General features: G+C 42.5%; 17 protein-coding genes and 1 pseudogene. 4 read left to right on the forward strand and 14 right to left on the reverse strand.

Features of this window, described 5'->3' with window-relative positions:
- Positions 1–17: 17 nt before the first annotated feature.
- From AC55NX_RS19380 to AC55NX_RS19400, 5 genes are all read right to left on the reverse strand, one after another.
- Positions 18–593: a flavodoxin family protein gene (locus tag AC55NX_RS19380; RefSeq protein ID WP_496997224.1), complete on the reverse strand. Its 576-nt coding sequence runs from the start codon at positions 591–593 to the stop codon at positions 18–20.
- Positions 594–1045: 452 nt separating this feature from the next.
- Positions 1046–1468 carry a hypothetical protein gene (locus AC55NX_RS19385; protein WP_496997225.1) on the reverse strand — a complete coding sequence of 141 codons (423 nt, stop codon included), beginning with the start codon at positions 1466–1468 and terminating at the stop codon, positions 1046–1048.
- A gap of 2 nt (positions 1469–1470) precedes the next feature.
- The gene (locus AC55NX_RS19390; RefSeq protein WP_496997226.1) at positions 1471–1929 is read right to left on the reverse strand and encodes a type II toxin-antitoxin system HicB family antitoxin; all 459 of its coding nucleotides are present in this window, start codon (positions 1927–1929) and stop codon (positions 1471–1473) included.
- A complete protein-coding gene (locus AC55NX_RS19395; protein WP_496997227.1) occupies positions 1922–2176 on the reverse strand; it encodes a type II toxin-antitoxin system HicA family toxin in 255 nt (84 codons plus the stop codon). Before AC55NX_RS19395 ends, AC55NX_RS19390 begins: the two co-directional genes overlap by 8 nt.
- Before the next feature lie 150 nt (positions 2177–2326).
- Positions 2327–3205, reverse strand: a complete 879-nt coding sequence (locus tag AC55NX_RS19400) for a HEPN domain-containing protein (protein WP_496997228.1) — start codon at positions 3203–3205, stop codon at positions 2327–2329.
- 288 nt (positions 3206–3493) lie between these two features.
- Here AC55NX_RS19400 and AC55NX_RS19405 point away from each other — a divergent pair.
- Positions 3494–3711: pseudogene (locus AC55NX_RS19405) on the forward strand (IS110 family transposase); the annotation flags it as partial.
- 28 nt (positions 3712–3739) lie between these two features.
- Here AC55NX_RS19405 and AC55NX_RS19410 read toward each other — a convergent pair.
- Together AC55NX_RS19410 and AC55NX_RS19415 are read right to left on the reverse strand one after the other, a co-directional pair.
- Complete coding sequence (locus tag AC55NX_RS19410) at positions 3740–4126, reverse strand: hypothetical protein (RefSeq protein WP_496997229.1); 387 nt, start codon at positions 4124–4126, stop codon at positions 3740–3742.
- 462 nt (positions 4127–4588) lie between these two features.
- A complete protein-coding gene (locus AC55NX_RS19415; protein ID WP_496997230.1) occupies positions 4589–5647 on the reverse strand; it encodes a bifunctional transcriptional activator/DNA repair enzyme AdaA in 1059 nt (352 codons plus the stop codon).
- A gap of 202 nt (positions 5648–5849) precedes the next feature.
- Between AC55NX_RS19415 and AC55NX_RS19420 the strand changes: the two genes are divergently transcribed.
- The gene (locus tag AC55NX_RS19420; RefSeq protein ID WP_496997231.1) at positions 5850–6323 is read left to right on the forward strand and encodes a DUF1203 domain-containing protein; all 474 of its coding nucleotides are present in this window, start codon (positions 5850–5852) and stop codon (positions 6321–6323) included.
- 203 nt (positions 6324–6526) lie between these two features.
- Here AC55NX_RS19420 and AC55NX_RS19425 read toward each other — a convergent pair whose 3' ends face one another.
- Together AC55NX_RS19425 and AC55NX_RS19430 are read right to left on the reverse strand one after the other, a co-directional pair.
- A complete protein-coding gene (locus AC55NX_RS19425; RefSeq protein WP_318585739.1) occupies positions 6527–6925 on the reverse strand; it encodes a GFA family protein in 399 nt (132 codons plus the stop codon).
- Positions 6926–7054: 129 nt separating this feature from the next.
- Positions 7055–7474, reverse strand: a complete 420-nt coding sequence (locus AC55NX_RS19430; protein WP_038177888.1) for a DUF2267 domain-containing protein — start codon at positions 7472–7474, stop codon at positions 7055–7057.
- A 105-nt stretch (positions 7475–7579) separates the two neighbouring features.
- On the opposite strand from AC55NX_RS19430, the gene AC55NX_RS19435 reads away from it, so the two are divergent.
- Positions 7580–8605, forward strand: a complete 1026-nt coding sequence (locus AC55NX_RS19435) for an IS110 family RNA-guided transposase (RefSeq protein ID WP_496997232.1) — start codon at positions 7580–7582, stop codon at positions 8603–8605.
- Positions 8606–8902: 297 nt separating this feature from the next.
- Positions 8903–9166: a MerR family DNA-binding protein gene (locus tag AC55NX_RS19440; protein WP_496997233.1), complete on the forward strand. Its 264-nt coding sequence runs from the start codon at positions 8903–8905 to the stop codon at positions 9164–9166.
- A 116-nt stretch (positions 9167–9282) separates the two neighbouring features.
- On the opposite strand, the gene AC55NX_RS19445 is transcribed toward AC55NX_RS19440, so the two are convergent.
- From AC55NX_RS19445 to AC55NX_RS19465, 5 genes are all read right to left on the reverse strand, one after another.
- On the reverse strand, positions 9283–10164 hold the full coding sequence (locus tag AC55NX_RS19445; protein ID WP_496997234.1) for a HEPN domain-containing protein: 882 nt from the start codon (positions 10162–10164) through the stop codon (positions 9283–9285).
- 292 nt (positions 10165–10456) lie between these two features.
- Complete coding sequence (locus AC55NX_RS19450; protein ID WP_496997235.1) at positions 10457–11209, reverse strand: hypothetical protein; 753 nt, start codon at positions 11207–11209, stop codon at positions 10457–10459.
- A 91-nt stretch (positions 11210–11300) separates the two neighbouring features.
- Entirely contained in the window at positions 11301–11828 is a 528-nt protein-coding gene (locus AC55NX_RS19455; protein WP_496997236.1) for a hypothetical protein, read from the reverse strand.
- A gap of 333 nt (positions 11829–12161) precedes the next feature.
- Positions 12162–12443 carry an NIPSNAP family protein gene (locus AC55NX_RS19460; RefSeq protein WP_496997238.1) on the reverse strand — a complete coding sequence of 94 codons (282 nt, stop codon included), beginning with the start codon at positions 12441–12443 and terminating at the stop codon, positions 12162–12164.
- 246 nt (positions 12444–12689) lie between these two features.
- The gene (locus AC55NX_RS19465) at positions 12690–14363 is read right to left on the reverse strand and encodes a glycoside hydrolase family 11 protein (RefSeq protein WP_496997237.1); all 1674 of its coding nucleotides are present in this window, start codon (positions 14361–14363) and stop codon (positions 12690–12692) included.
- Between the last annotated feature and the right edge of the window lie 130 nt (positions 14364–14493).

Below are 14493 nucleotides of genomic sequence, written 5' to 3' on the forward strand. Positions count from 1 at the left end.
CATGATTGCCGCCATAATCATTTGTTATGTTTTGGGCTAAGCTTAGAAACCAAGCCCACAACTCTCTGGCCTAAATACTTCGCTGATAACAAGTCAACCTCATCTGCGACACCATCAACCGATAGAGCAACGACACCAAGCTGGCAACCTAAACGATTTAAACCTTGATCTCTATAGCCATGCGCTAAATCCAGACCAACCCAGTACATGCCGTGTTGACTAGCTAAAGTAATCAAATAATTCAACGTACTCGTTTGATCTCCATTCGGAGCGCTGCCACATGTAAAACCAGCGGCAACTTTGTTTGACCACATTTGGTTACTCCAATAATCACTACTTGCATCAGCAAACGCTTTAAACTGAGCTGAAACGCCACCCATATATGTCGGCGACCCCATGATGATCGCATCACACTCAAGCAATCTTTCGAAAAGTGTCGGATTGATGAATCGCCCCTCAATGATTTCTTTTCCCTCAATTCGGTGCTCAAGCACAGTTGCATCCGGATCAGCGTCATAAATTCCATTAATAACCGCTTGTGCTAACTTTCCTGTGACATCCGTTTTTGTGAAATAAATAACTGCTATTTTCACAGATTTGTTCCTTTTATCCGAAAAAATATAACGAAGCTAAGTGACTGCAAACATCCCGCTATACCCTAAATAACTACCGTAAACACACTAGCCGATAAGCAATAAATCTATTTCTCAGATTTACTCCGAATTTAATTTTGCACTAAAACGTGCCTAAAAAAACTGATTTTTTAGACGATATTCTTCTTGAGACCAACCTGCACACGACATTTTGAGTTCATTATATTATCGAACTTAGGAGACATAGCCTCAATCAGTCAGCGCGTTAGCGGCTAGCTGGGTTGATTTATTAGCGCTGGTAATTTCAATAACAAGCTCAAATCCAAAAACGACACAGAATGACATCAGCAACCAAACCAGCCACTTAAAACCATTTTGCACCAAGACGACATGAAATGGATTTCTTACCATATAGTCCATAACCGCTGAGTTTAACGCGTTTGATTATTTGGTTATGCTTCAGGAAGTCTATGAGCAGGGATAAAAGTACCCTTTAGTGCTGTATGAGATAAAATCGAATCAATAATTGTTTTCGATGCTATGCTAGCAAAATTCATAAAGAACCATTCGTTCTCCATCGCATGATCTTGCTCCATAAACTGGCCCTTATCTAATTCAAATCTTATAATAAACTCGATATCCATTATAAAAACCAGATCTTCTGAATCTTTTTCAAAACCGTGAACAAATGCGTTTATGGATATAGAAATTTCGTTATGTAAATGTTCGCCTTCATCATCATACGTTTTAAAAAAATTAAATTTATCACCAATGCTAAGATTATATTTATAGTAACCTTTCCCTCTAGGTTCTTTTTTCAGGGAGAAAGAAGAATTAACTAATTCATGACCTAAATAGGATACTTCTTCTAACATGATTAGTGCACCCTTCTTTCAAAATTAATAATATTACTTTTCTGTCTTCTATTCTCTGAAAACTCAGAAATATATTCTTTTTCAAATTTATTTTCTGGAACATGCAAGTGCATATGAAGCTCTCTATTTTCTTCCACACCTTCAAATAGTAATGATTTGACCAAATCATTAAGACTTACATTTTTCTCTTTAGACTTGATATATAATTTCTTGTGTAAATCAGACCCAACTCTAATGTTAAAAGAACCTGACATCGTCTTGTCTGGTTCTTTGCCTAACATTGCGCAAGTTTCTAGATAATCATCGACAGAATCATGAAATGCTTCTTCAAGTTCAACTGGTGTTTCAGCTTCATAAGTAACTAAGTCATTTATGCATTCGATTTTCCCATGAAGAATTCCGTCTTCAAAGGAGACTTCACATGAACCCCAAAATCCTTTATATTTCATTAAATTACTCATCACACTCACCTAATTCGACTAACTTCTCTAACACCTGTTCGACCACATAGCGTTTCAGTATCTTCTCTGGGTGTGGTTCATGCAGGTTTATCAAAATGTTTTTATCTATATGAAAAAATTTGCGTCGTGAACCTTTACCTTTCAACAAATCAAAACCTAAATTACTGAGTAAAGACTCCAGTTCTGACCACGTAAAATCTTTAGGTCTGGTTAATAGCCTAGCTTTTAACTTTTCTTGTTTGCCCATTTTGACTATAGCTCCAGACTAGGATGGTGCAACTATAATTTAGTTGCAACTTGATGTACAGAGATGATACTCGCAAAAACTGGTGTATTTACCTAACACTTGGTTAAAACCTAAATGTCGTATCACAGCGATTAGGTAACACCATACGGCCTACGCTTCCAGCTTCCGCAGACAAACTGCTTCCGCCAGCGTTTTTAGTTTCTCCACTTCACCTTGCAGATACGCCAACTCTTCTTCGGTGATTTCATAATGCATTGAGTAACGGGCGTCGATATAAGCGCGTTGCAAGCGGCGAAAGCTGCGGCGGTGGAATTTGTCATCCATCGGGAAAATATCGGCAAAGGCACGGTCTTGCTCTGCGCAGTATTTTTTCAGCTTTTCGATATTATGGGTTTTCGGCAGGTAGTTGGTCAGAACCAGCAAGGTGCAGGCGAAAAAACGCTCTGCGGCTTGGTGTAATTCAAAAGCCGCTTTATTTACATAACCCCTGTCTATCGCAATCTGTGAGAATTCTAAAAACTCTCCTGCACTTTGAAACCACTGCTCAAAATGCCCTTTTGCAATGTCACGGCGTTCTTCATCGGTCAGATCGCCCGGCTCGGCCAGTTCCTTCGGGGTAGCGGCAAAGATTTCGATGCCCTCTTCGCGGATATCCTTAAAAAAATAATGACCTTGTCTGAGCTGTTCATTCACTTCTGCCAAGGTATGCACAATCAGACCCAGCGGTGCACTTGTGACTTTGCGGTCGATCTGCTCTTCTGCCCGACGCCAGACCAGATCTTCTTCCACCAGTGAGGATTGGTTAACGATCACCAGAATATCGTAATCACTGACATAGCCATTGGGAACATCCCTCACCCAACCGCCTTTGGCATGGCTGCCAAACAGAATGATTTTCAGGATCCGAAACTCGGCTTTACTCCCCTGCTTACCGACGATGTATTCTTCCAGCGTATCGCGCAAAATGGTGGAAATCAGCGCCAACTCGTGTTGTTTACGTTCGGGCAGATGGTCAAGTGAAGTCTTCATATCTGAATGATTTGAATCGGTTAGTGAACAATGCTCCCAGTGTGGCGAGCTGCCGCGCAAAAGTCTATGGGTTGTCATCGGTTTAAATTCATATCGCTGCCTTTTCCCGAGTCACTTCACATCACTTTATTTTTTATGCTGCAACGTTGAGGGGCCGGTGCGAGTGAGGCGTCAGAATGGAAAAGATCTCAATCTCTACTCAAACTTATTTTTGGACAAAAGCACGTTAGAGTAAGAAACCTAACGTACTTTACTAGGATTAGAAAAAGTATCTTGAAGCCTTAAATGATACAAGGAGGGCGGACTCAAGTTAGGACCGTCATTATATGGCGATGATGTCTGCCATCCAATGTAACCCTGTTTTTAAGGCTACTTATGAACGATTACTTACGGCAGGAAAACAAAAAAAAGTAGCGATAGTTGCCTGCATGAGAAAGATGGTTGTGATCTTAAATTCGATGCTCAGGGACGGTGTAATGTGGGATACCAATAGCGCCCGAAATTAACTGTTGACACCATAGTCTCTTGTTATGTTTAGCTTACAACCACAGCATGTTCTCGGTATACCTGCCAAGAACCATTTAACTTATTTAACATCAAATTAAATACGATTTTTTGGGAACCATTCCCCAAATCCATATGCCGAGTAACTATTACGTACCCAAACTGCTCCTGTATATCGATTAAGTTGAATATTGCCGTTTTATCAAGTGCTGGAGCACCAGAGTTTCGAAGCTGTCGGAAAAAATCCATATTTTGCTGATAATTAAAACTCAAGGTCGCACCATCTTGTTGGACAATGACAATGGATAGATCTGAAGAATAGATTTTTTCCAATTCGTCAAGTCGATAGTTACAACCAGCATCAATCAACGCTATAACCGCTTCTTTTAATTCTTGTTGACCATCTTCTACGGACATGTGACTTCCTCCTTTCTAATAAAACATAACGCTTATTAGACGACAAATTGTCGTCTTTCACCCATCGATGATGCATCCATTTTTATATTAACTCAAGTAACAATCAATACGTTATGCCACATAAAGGGAAGTTAGACAGCAAGATGTCGCCTAGTAACGGGAATGATGAGTTATCAACTCAATCGAATAAGTTTTAGTAGGGTAAACGCACGCCCTCTGAATTGTGTAGAGTATTTAATCTAAGTGATTTTGGAACAAAAGTTTGCCAGTGAGTTCACTAATTTAGCTATCCTTGAATAACTTTTCGTACCCTAAAACACTAAAGACCACCGTTGTCAGCGATGATCGATTTGCGCGGAACTGGATAAAAACTTCCACTCACCATCAACACGATTAGATTTATTCTATGCAGGGTTTATCAGTGAGTATTCAATCTTTCATTTATCCTGCTGGTCAGTTGAATTAGCGCCTTGCTCTTTCCATACCCAACAATGTTTTTTTGCGCTCGAGTCCCCAGCGGTAACCGCCTAAAGAACCGTCGTTGCGCAATACTCGGTGGCAGGGGATAAGAATCCCAACTGGATTTTTGCCACAAGCGGTTCCTACAGCGCGAACCGCCTTCGGATTATCAATATGCTCCGCAACCTCACCATAGCTCATCACGTCCCCTTCTTTGATACTTAATAAAAACTGCCACACCTTAATTTGGAACGCCGTTCCTCTGATATCAAGAGGGACATCGGGTCTGGGAGCGCCCTGACTAATATGCTGCTCTAAAGCCAATATCCAGCTATCCAGCTCTGGTTTGTCTTGTGCCGCAGAAAGTACCAGCCGAGCCTCAGGAAACTCATCACTTAATAGAGTTAGCAAAGAATTTTTGTCATCACCAAACTGTACTGAGCATACCCCCTTATCTGTCGCAGCCATTATCATGTACCCAAGCACCGTATCTCGACACGCATAATGGATAATTTCACCTTTACCGCCAGCTCTGTATGCTTTTGGCGTCATGCCTATATTTCTGGTCGCTTCACCATATACCCGACTTATTGAGCCATAACCTGACGAATAAATCGCACCAGTTACACTCTCTCCCTCTTTTAACGAACGCTTAAATTTTCGCATTCGCACTGCATCCTGATAATGCTTGGGAGATACACCAAACATGTCTTTAAATGAGCGTTGTAATCTGGAAGGTGAAAGCCTTGCAATATTGCCTAACTGGGTTAGTGTTATTTTGTCTTCGGCATGAATTTCTATATAGCGAGCCACATCGATTAGCTGATGAGTACGCTCGCCCTGTCCTGTTGGATTGCAACGCTTACAAGGACGAAACCCTGCTCGCATTGCAGATTCGATATCTAAGAAGAATCTCAGGTTTTCTGGATTTGCCGCTTTGGTTGAACAGGAAGGCAAACAGAATACACCGGTGGTGATGACGCCATAGTAAAAATGTCCGTCAAAAGATCCATCTTTCTGCGCGACCGCATTTTTCATTTCATTGTCAGATAACTTTGGCATAGCTACGCTCACTGTTTCGCGTGATTCATCAGTATCTCATCACACAAAGTTTGATGATACCATCCGATTCTTGCTGGTTAATTCGAGCATATTTATCAACCCCTCAATTTGAATATGGCGCAATTTTCGGATGTTTAAGAGCTGTTCACATAGCTAACATGAGTATTCATCAAAACCAAAACGACCAATCAGGTATAACCTAATGAATACAAACTTTATTATAAAACCAATTGAAAAGAGCATGTTTAGTGAATACTTTAACCTGAACGATCAACAGCTTGAAAAATTCAGCGCCAAATGGTTGATTGCAGACTCAAAGCCTGGTTTCCCATGTCGGGTATCTTTAAAAGAAGCCGAGATTGGCGAGAGGATTTTACTCATCCCGTACAAATATCATGACGTTAACTCACCGTATAAAGCTTCTGGCCCTATTTTCATTCGTGAAGATGCTGTAGAGGCAGAATTGAACATAAATGAAATTCCCGAAATATTAACTCAACGACTACTGTCTGTAAGAGCATATAGCGAAGATAGTCTTATGATTCATGCTGAAACTACTTTGGGCTCTGGTTTGGAAAAAATTATTTACAATATGTTGACCGACGCCAACGTTAAATACCTACAGATTCATAATGCGAATCCTGGTTGTTTCAACTGTACTGTTTATAGAGCCTAGATATATCAAATCCGGTGTGATAGGGAGCAGGTCTGCTCCACGCAGACTGGAAAATCGTCCAAGCGAATAATTATGCAAATATAAAATAGAGAGTAAAATGTTAAATCGTAATGGTTTTGGGGAGATTTTGATCACCGCCCCTCAATCGTTTTTTACAGATGAGGGAAAATAATTAAAGCGGGAGTCCATTTTCTTGTTTTGTCTTAACTCATGTGTTGCTCAAAATTTGGTATCTCACCCAAGTTGTCCAGCCAATTGAGCTTTGACTCGCAGAAAACATTTACCTGTGGCTCGGGTAAATGATCAGAATCAAGGCTGTACAAGTAAACTAACGCTAAACCCGGCAGACGAGGGTTTTTGTTGTAAATAGCGGTTCCACAATGACCGCAGAAATGCTTCACTGCGTTTTCTTTTAACGTAAAGGCGCTTAATTCACCCGTGGTTAATACAAATTCATTTTCTAATACAACGCCGTATGTGGACACTGGCGTACTATTCATTTTCCGGCACTGATTGCAATGGCAGTTGACAACCTTTTTAATATCACCAGTCAACTGAAATTGAATCTCTCCACACTTACAACTTCCGCTATAGTGGTTCATATTTTCTCCTAAAGCATAGCACTTATTAGTCGGCCAAAAATCGTTTTTGGCGCCCCTTGTAGTGGCACAGTAAAAATGCCACGCGTTGCGAATCACTCTTAAACAGTTTGTATGGCTCTGGTGAAAAAATTAAGGTTTCCAGAATTCCAACGCACCGTCTGGCAGTTGTGAGAGTAACCGATCAAAAGCTTCTTCATTCACATGGCGCCTCAACGCTTGCGCTATATCGCGAATCGCATTTTCTGTTGAAAAATTATGTTCTGCTCGTAATAGTTTCACTTCCTCTGTCATTTTCTCACGAGATTCAAAAGCTTCTCTTTTCTCATCAACATCCCAGTCGGTAACGAATAAGGCTTTGAGACATGTTGGAAGGACATTAGCAAAAGCAATTGCTTCTTGTATGGATATTCTTCGGCGGAACACTTGAAATACACTTTGCGTCATCGTGTATGTGACATGAGTACTCCATAGTCCTGATGTATCTCTTGCATCAACAAGGTATTCATAAAATTTTGCTGAAGCTTGTTCATATTCAAGTGGCACTGTCATGATTAATTCTCCCGTAGTCAAAGATGCTAGCCTAACGAATGACATGGATTCCCCCTCCCGAGGATCTGCCACACTTACGTGGTACTTATTAGCACTGGAGGCACCATGTCTGATTATTCTTATTTTGGCGGTATCGATTTAGCTAAAAACCACTTTAGTATTCATGTCGTTGACTCACAAGGTAAAGTGACTCTTCATAAATCGGTTACTCGCTCTAAACTACTGACTACAATAGCAAATATGCCACCCATGTGTATAGGACTCGAAGCGTGTGGCGGTGCACATTATTGGGCAAGAACGCTTAATAAATTAGGACATGATGCTCGCATTATGGCGGTTAAGTATGTTGTTCCACATAGAACTAAAGGCAAAAACGACCTCAATGATGCCGTGGCTATCTGCCAAGCTGTCCAACATCCATCTACACGATTCGTTCCTGTAAAGTCTCCTGAGCAACAAGCCATACTGTCCGTTCATCGAATGCGTGAGCATTGGGTTCGTGAACGTACTGCTCTAATGAACCGGATTCGCGCCTTGCTTTCTGAGTTTGGTCTCATTATTCCTGTTGGACGCTCTTCTTTAATGAAGCAAGTACCTATTATGATGGAAGATGCCGAAAACGAGCTCCCACACTTAGCGCGAACCGTTATTGCTGACGCATACTACCATCTTGAACAACTCAACCAACGTATTGTAGATACTGAACAAGTGTTCGAGACTTTTTCAAGGGTGAGCGAAAATGTTCAACGAATTATGAAAGTCAGAGGCATTGGTCCACAAACAGCAACTGCTATTCTTGCCTCTATTGGTAACGGCTCTCAGTTTGATAAAAGCCGAGACTTCTCCGCTTGGCTAGGATTAGTACCAAAGCAATATTCAACAGGCGGCAAACCCAGATTAGGCAGAATTACCAAACACGGAGACAAGTATCTACGCACCTTACTCGTCCATGGAGCTAGAACGGTCATTGCTAATCTAGGTGATAAACAAGACAGGCTCAGCCAGTGGTGTCGAGGCGTATTGGAACGACGAGGAATGAACCGTGCTATTGTCGCTCTTGCAGCAAAGAATGCTCGAATTATCTGGTCGCTATTACACAACCAAACGGAATATGAGAATTACGCTGCTTAAGAAACCATTAACCCAAGCAGCGTAACAAGAGTACACCCACCGGGTCATAGCAGACGCAATGGATGGAGATAGGTTAAGACCACTAGCGGAGAGCCTGTTAATGCGGCGGACACATCAGATGTCATCTAACGAATAAGGCACCGCAGTCGCGCAAAGTCATCAGGGTCACGATGTTGCGAATCATCGATATAAAGACCGAATGTAGAGCGGCAGTCCAAAACCCATCACTTGAAGTTTAGCGGATGTTTGACAACCGGGGGAATCCATGTAGCCGCGTTAAGGGGCGCGCCAAATGTATTGAATAAATTGAATATTATCTCTTTAGGGCGTTTGGCTGGATTATCACTCAGTGAAATCTCAACGATGTTTAATGAAAACGATGAATTGGCTATTGACCGAGCTTTGCTTACTCAAAAAACGATAGAGATTGATGCGCAAATTAAACGGCTAAAAGCGGTACGAGATAGCCTAAATCATGTAGCAACTTGCCCTCAACCATCTCACTTAGAGTGCCCGTCATTCCAAAAAATGATGCAATCAGTTAAGCACTATATGTCTTAGGAGCCGTATAGAAAGCCCTTATTCTCCAGTCGTTAAGGCCATCAGCTTCTGTAACACCCAAGCTTCCAGCATAGCTTTCTAGATACGGTTTAAACTCGTCATCGGTGGAACAACCACTACGCTTCCAGCTTCCGCAAACAAACTGCTTCCACCAGCGTTTTTAGTTTCTCCACTTCACCTTGCAGATACACCAGCTCTTCTTCAGTGATTTCATAATGCATTGAGTAACGGGCGTCGATATAAGCGCGTTGCAAGCGGCGAAAGCTGCGGCGGTGGAATTTGTCATCCATCGGGAAAATATCGGCAAAGGCACGGTCTTGCTCTGCGCAGTATTTTTTCAGCTTTTCGATATTATGGGTTTTCGGCAGGTAGTTGGTCAGAACCAGCAAGGTGCAGGCGAAAAATCGCTCTGTCGCTTGGTGAAGATTGAAAGCCGCTTCATTGAGCCATTTTTTCTCAGACAATAGAGTTCTATAAACATAATAATATCGTTGTGCACTCGTAAACCAATGATCAAAATGCCCCTGTGCAATGTCACGGCGTTCTTCATCGGTCAGATCTCCCGGCTCGGCCAGTTCCTTCGGGGTGGCGGCAAAGATTTCAATACCCTCTTCGCGGATATCCTTAAAAAAATAATGACCTTGTCTAAGCTGTTCATTCACTTCTGCCAAGGTATGCACAATCAGACCCAGCGGTGCACTTGTGACTTTGCGGTCGATCTGCTCTTCCGCCCGACGCCAGACCAGATCTTCTTCCACCAGCGAGGATTGGTTAACGATCACCAGAATATCGTAATCACTGACATAGCCGTTGGGAATATCCCTCACCCAACCGCCTTTGGCATGGCTGCCGAACAAGATGATTTTCAGGATCCGAAACTCGGCTTTACTCCCCTGCTTACCGACGATGTATTCTTCCAGCGTATCGCGCAAAATGGTGGAAATCAGCGCCAACTCATGCTGTTTACGTTCGGGCAGATGATCGAGTGAAGTCTTCATATCTGAATGATTTGCATCGGTTAGTGAACAATGCCCCCAGTGTGGCGAGCTGCCGTGCAAAAGTCTATGGGTTTTCATCGGTTTAAATTTATATCGCTACCTTTTCCCGAGTCACTTCACATCACTTTATTTTTTATGCTGCAACGTTGAGGGGATGGTGCGAGTGAGGCGTCAGAATGGAAAAAGTCTCAATCTCTACTCAAACTTATTTTTGGACATAAACGTTTTAGAGCTGTTGCATCAAGGCTGTTCTGTCAGATTAGGAAAAGTATGTTGATCCCTTGATCGTTTGTTATGTGCCTTTTCCCGCATACTGTTCATTTACGATGTCCTTAGCGGACTCTACTGCTTCGCCAACATTATCAAATGATTGTTTATAGAAATAGAAAAAGGCAATACTAAACTCGGCTAACTCGATGAAAATATAGTTATTTGTTGAGTGAAAGAAATGAAAATCTTTGTTTTTGGTATGGATTACACAAAGAGAGTTAAGCCTGTCCGCCTTAGATTTAACGCTTAAAACGTTTAAAGCCGAGCGAAGGTTTGAGAAAACCTTCGCAGGACTAGTTTCCATTGGCCCTTGGAACATAGCAATTGGCATTTTACCTATATACGAAATGTAATCAGCACCTTTTACTTTGTTTAAGTTTCTCCGAAGATCAAGAACCTGAAACTTATACTCTAAAGTCTCTAACCACAATATGACTAGCTCTAAAGTTTCCTGAGAAAACTCTTGATGACGAACATCTATTCTTTCAAATTCATGTTTTAAATGCCGCTCCAATAAGCCAAGGAGATTTGAATTACAATCTTTGCATGCTGGCAGCGTGGTTTTATTGTAAGTTTGTGAAATGCCGTTAGTAGTTGTTTGAAAAGTACGCTTTGTACAGCGATTATAAACCCACTGGGGTATAACGTGCTCTTTGGTCAATTGCTCGTGAGAACCACAAATAATGCAGATTTCTGCTGAATGATTTGCAATGATTGCGTCAATGACTTTCTTCTTATTTGCTCTAATTTTCTTTCGAAGATGAACTAACTTCACCCGAATGCTCATTTTAGAAGACCCCCTGACTTATTCAGGCACATAACGCTGAGCTAAGATGCAAAAAACGCCAAGCGATTTGTTGTGATTTTTAATACCTTGTAGATCGAGAAACATGATCAGACAAATAATCGTTTAAGAATACTAGAATTGAGACTACATCATTATCCGTCTTATAAGGAGAAAACAGCCATTCATAATACTGAGATACTTCTTGCTCATTTTTACCAACAATTGTTGTAAACAAATCATATCCCTTGTTTATCTCAATCGGCATCTTGTTTTTTCCTTTACCATCAAAAACATGAGCTACGTATGTACTCCGAAATTTGTAAACACCGAGAGATTCAATTTTTGTTTTAACTTCTCTTACCCTTTTAACTAATTCTTCGGGACATTCATTTAATTCTTTACCGAAGCCCATAATTGCCTCATCGATTTTACATAATGTGATTATCGACGTTGTGTGGCACATTCTAATTAAACCTAGATGGTATTTGTTAGAAAAAGGGTCAAGTTCTTTTGACTGGCATTCTCGGTAAAAATTTGCAGACGTAATTAAATCAATAACAGCATCTTCAATCACCCAAGAAAGGGCATGTGCTCTATCTTTATCCAATTGTAGCCTCCGACTAAAATCATAACAGTGTCTTTTCAGAAGACATTGTCTATATGATATTTTTATAAAATACAGACTCCTTAGCAGCAACATACTGTTCTTGCTCCCCTTAGCTTCCTTGCTCTCACAGATTGCAGAACATGTCTGTATAATAACAAGCACTCAACTAGGCTCATAATCTGCTATTAGTATATGTAGGTCAAGAACTGACATGAGAATGTGGTCAGGAATCCTGATCTAAACAGTTTCGGGGCACAAATGAGTCAGCTCAGAGCTGGCTGACTCGATTGATTGGCAAACTAATATCAGGACTTATCGCTGCTGGCACAACAATCACTCAGTAAGAACTGGACGGAAAAAGCTACGCTCATAGCTCATTACGCAATCTGTTTCTTCTGCATACTTGAATGCAGCTTTACAGTTTTCGCCTAATGCTGATTCATGACGGTATTTTTCATATTCAGATAAGGATGGAAACGAAAACAACGCCATTGCAATGTTATTCGCTCCTTCCGACGGTAAAAAATATCCATGATGTATACCACCAAACTGTTCAACGAGCGGAATCCACATACGGGCATATTGTTCAAACTCGGGGATTTTCTTTGGGTCAATAACGTATCTAACGTAGCAGCAATTTGTAAGAAATGAGCGCGGTTTTTGTACTCCGGGTGTACCTTGACCAAATCATCGATCTTTCTCAGGTAAAGGGGTTGATGCGAGTGAAGCGTCAGAATAGCAAAGGCCGCAGACGAATATCTGCGGCCTTGAATATGGCGAGAAGTATCAGATTGGCATCCCGCCTCGCGAATATGTTGCTTCATTGTGGGCAAAAAATATTTCGCCCACGCTGACGATGGCCTATGGCGCGACGGCTTTACCGCTGTATGGGTCGATCCGGCCGGGGCATAACCCTTTCGCTTTCAAATTACGGGCAATTTGTGCAATGGCGTTGTTGGTGTTGCTGTAACCATCATGCATTAAAATCACCTGTCCGTTTTGTAGTCGATTGGCGGCATTGACAATCGCGCTGGTGCTGGCGTTGTTCCAGTCTTGAGAATCCACATCCCAGGTAATCACGCGCATTCCAAGATTTTGTGCTGCCTGCTGGATGGTTGAGTTCACCTCACCATATGGCGGACGGTACAAAGTCGGTGCCGGCGCGCCGGCATTTTGGATGGCCTGATTGGTTCGGCTTAGCTCGTTGATGATTTGCTGATAACTGAAACCAGTCATGTGGGGATGGGTATAGCTGTGGTTTTGCGGCTCACCCACCTCTTTCATACGAGAGATCAGCGACGGATTATTACTGGCGCGCTGCCCCCAGACAAACCATGTGACCGGTTTAAGATTATTTTGCTTCAGCAGGTTAACGAGTGTCGCTGTATTGTTGGTAGGGCCGTCATCAAAAGTGATACCGACATAGCCATTGCACACAGCGTTATTGCTATCGTTCCCACCGTTGGCAGAGCAGTTGCCACTAAAGCAAGCGTCGGTATTCCCAAAGCCAATCACACCATTACAGTCCATATTGCCAGAGTATGAACCACCACCGCACTTACCATTGTCATAGGTAGAGGTGTTGTACTCCATATCTGTAGCCTTGCGGGTTTCACCGTTGACATAGACCCAGTCTAATACGACATCACGGCCATTGGTATCGTTGTCATATTGAACTTGGATATCGCCAGCCGCTCTACCGCGGTAGGTATACTCCTGAAAACTGTTGCTGAGGTTCCAGTCGGCGACCGCAGTCCCGTTAATCAGTAGGTTGATGTGCTCTTGGCCGCTGATACCCATTGCGCGGACCACAATGTCAGTACTGCTCGGGCCGACACTGCCACCGCCATTATCACCGCCACTGCTACCCAGCGTGATATTCGAGCTACCACTGCTTTGATAGCCTTCGGTAGCCATCACCATGTAATTGAAGGTTCCGAGGTTTAAGCCCTTGCTGGCCCAGGCGTCAAAGTGATTGCCGGTGGTAATCGTACCGCCAGTGCGTTTTTGCTGACGCACACTCCAGTATTGATAGAATGTGGATTTGTCCCCCTCAATCGAAGGCTGGTCTACCCGCAGGGTGCGATAAATATCGTAGGTGCCGCCGTCGGTATTCACGGTGCCGTAATAGGTTCCGCTAGTACCGGGGCGATAGCTGCCCCAGTTATCGACGATGTAATACTCTATCAGCGGATTGGTTGTCCAGCCGTACAGCGCCAGATAACCGTTACCGGAAGGGTTAAAGGTACCTGAATAATTCACGGTACGACGTCCGCCCGGGTTCCAGCCTTTACCGCCGACCCAGTTGCCGGTGTTTTGCCATTGCGAGCTGTAATTACCGCCATCTCCCAAAGTCATAGAGACGGTGCCCGGGGCGTCAGTCCAGAACGAATAGTAGTAACCATTGTGGGTACCGGTTTCGTTCGAGGTAAGGGTTTTTGCCTCACTGACAGTTGCTGACAAAGCGGCCGCAGTGACGGTCAGAATCGTCAAGATTTTTTTTGCACGACTGGCAGAGGTTTTCATTATGGCCATTATAATTCTCCAGTTTGGCCTCTCAACCAATACCACTTACAGAGGTTGGGCCGTTAAGTACAATTTACTTTTAAGTACAGTTTGCTTTTTAAGTACGATCTGATTTCTTGCAAGCAAACTTTTGTTTGAC

Source organism: Vibrio rubrogenes (assembly GCF_059641415.1).

What these genes read in the sequence shown, in the direction of transcription:
- AC55NX_RS19430 (WP_038177888.1), bottom strand. Translation starts at nt 7,474, where the DNA reads ATGACAGTGCCACTTGAATATGAACAAGCTTCAGCAAAATTTTATGAA.
- AC55NX_RS19415 (WP_496997230.1), bottom strand. Translation starts at nt 5,647, where the DNA reads ATGCCAAAGTTATCTGACAATGAAATGAAAAATGCGGTCGCGCAGAAA.
- AC55NX_RS19445 (WP_496997234.1), bottom strand. Translation starts at nt 10,164, where the DNA reads ATGAAGACTTCACTCGATCATCTGCCCGAACGTAAACAGCATGAGTTG.
- AC55NX_RS19395 (WP_496997227.1), bottom strand. Translation starts at nt 2,176, where the DNA reads ATGGGCAAACAAGAAAAGTTAAAAGCTAGGCTATTAACCAGACCTAAA.
- AC55NX_RS19435 (WP_496997232.1), top strand. Translation starts at nt 7,580, where the DNA reads ATGTCTGATTATTCTTATTTTGGCGGTATCGATTTAGCTAAAAACCAC.
- AC55NX_RS19385 (WP_496997225.1), bottom strand. Translation starts at nt 1,468, where the DNA reads ATGTTAGAAGAAGTATCCTATTTAGGTCATGAATTAGTTAATTCTTCT.
- AC55NX_RS19420 (WP_496997231.1), top strand. Translation starts at nt 5,850, where the DNA reads ATGAATACAAACTTTATTATAAAACCAATTGAAAAGAGCATGTTTAGT.
- AC55NX_RS19465 (WP_496997237.1), bottom strand. Translation starts at nt 14,363, where the DNA reads ATGGCCATAATGAAAACCTCTGCCAGTCGTGCAAAAAAAATCTTGACG.
- AC55NX_RS19425 (WP_318585739.1), bottom strand. Translation starts at nt 6,925, where the DNA reads ATGAACCACTATAGCGGAAGTTGTAAGTGTGGAGAGATTCAATTTCAG.
- AC55NX_RS19410 (WP_496997229.1), bottom strand. Translation starts at nt 4,126, where the DNA reads ATGTCCGTAGAAGATGGTCAACAAGAATTAAAAGAAGCGGTTATAGCG.
- AC55NX_RS19390 (WP_496997226.1), bottom strand. Translation starts at nt 1,929, where the DNA reads ATGAGTAATTTAATGAAATATAAAGGATTTTGGGGTTCATGTGAAGTC.
- AC55NX_RS19400 (WP_496997228.1), bottom strand. Translation starts at nt 3,205, where the DNA reads ATGAAGACTTCACTTGACCATCTGCCCGAACGTAAACAACACGAGTTG.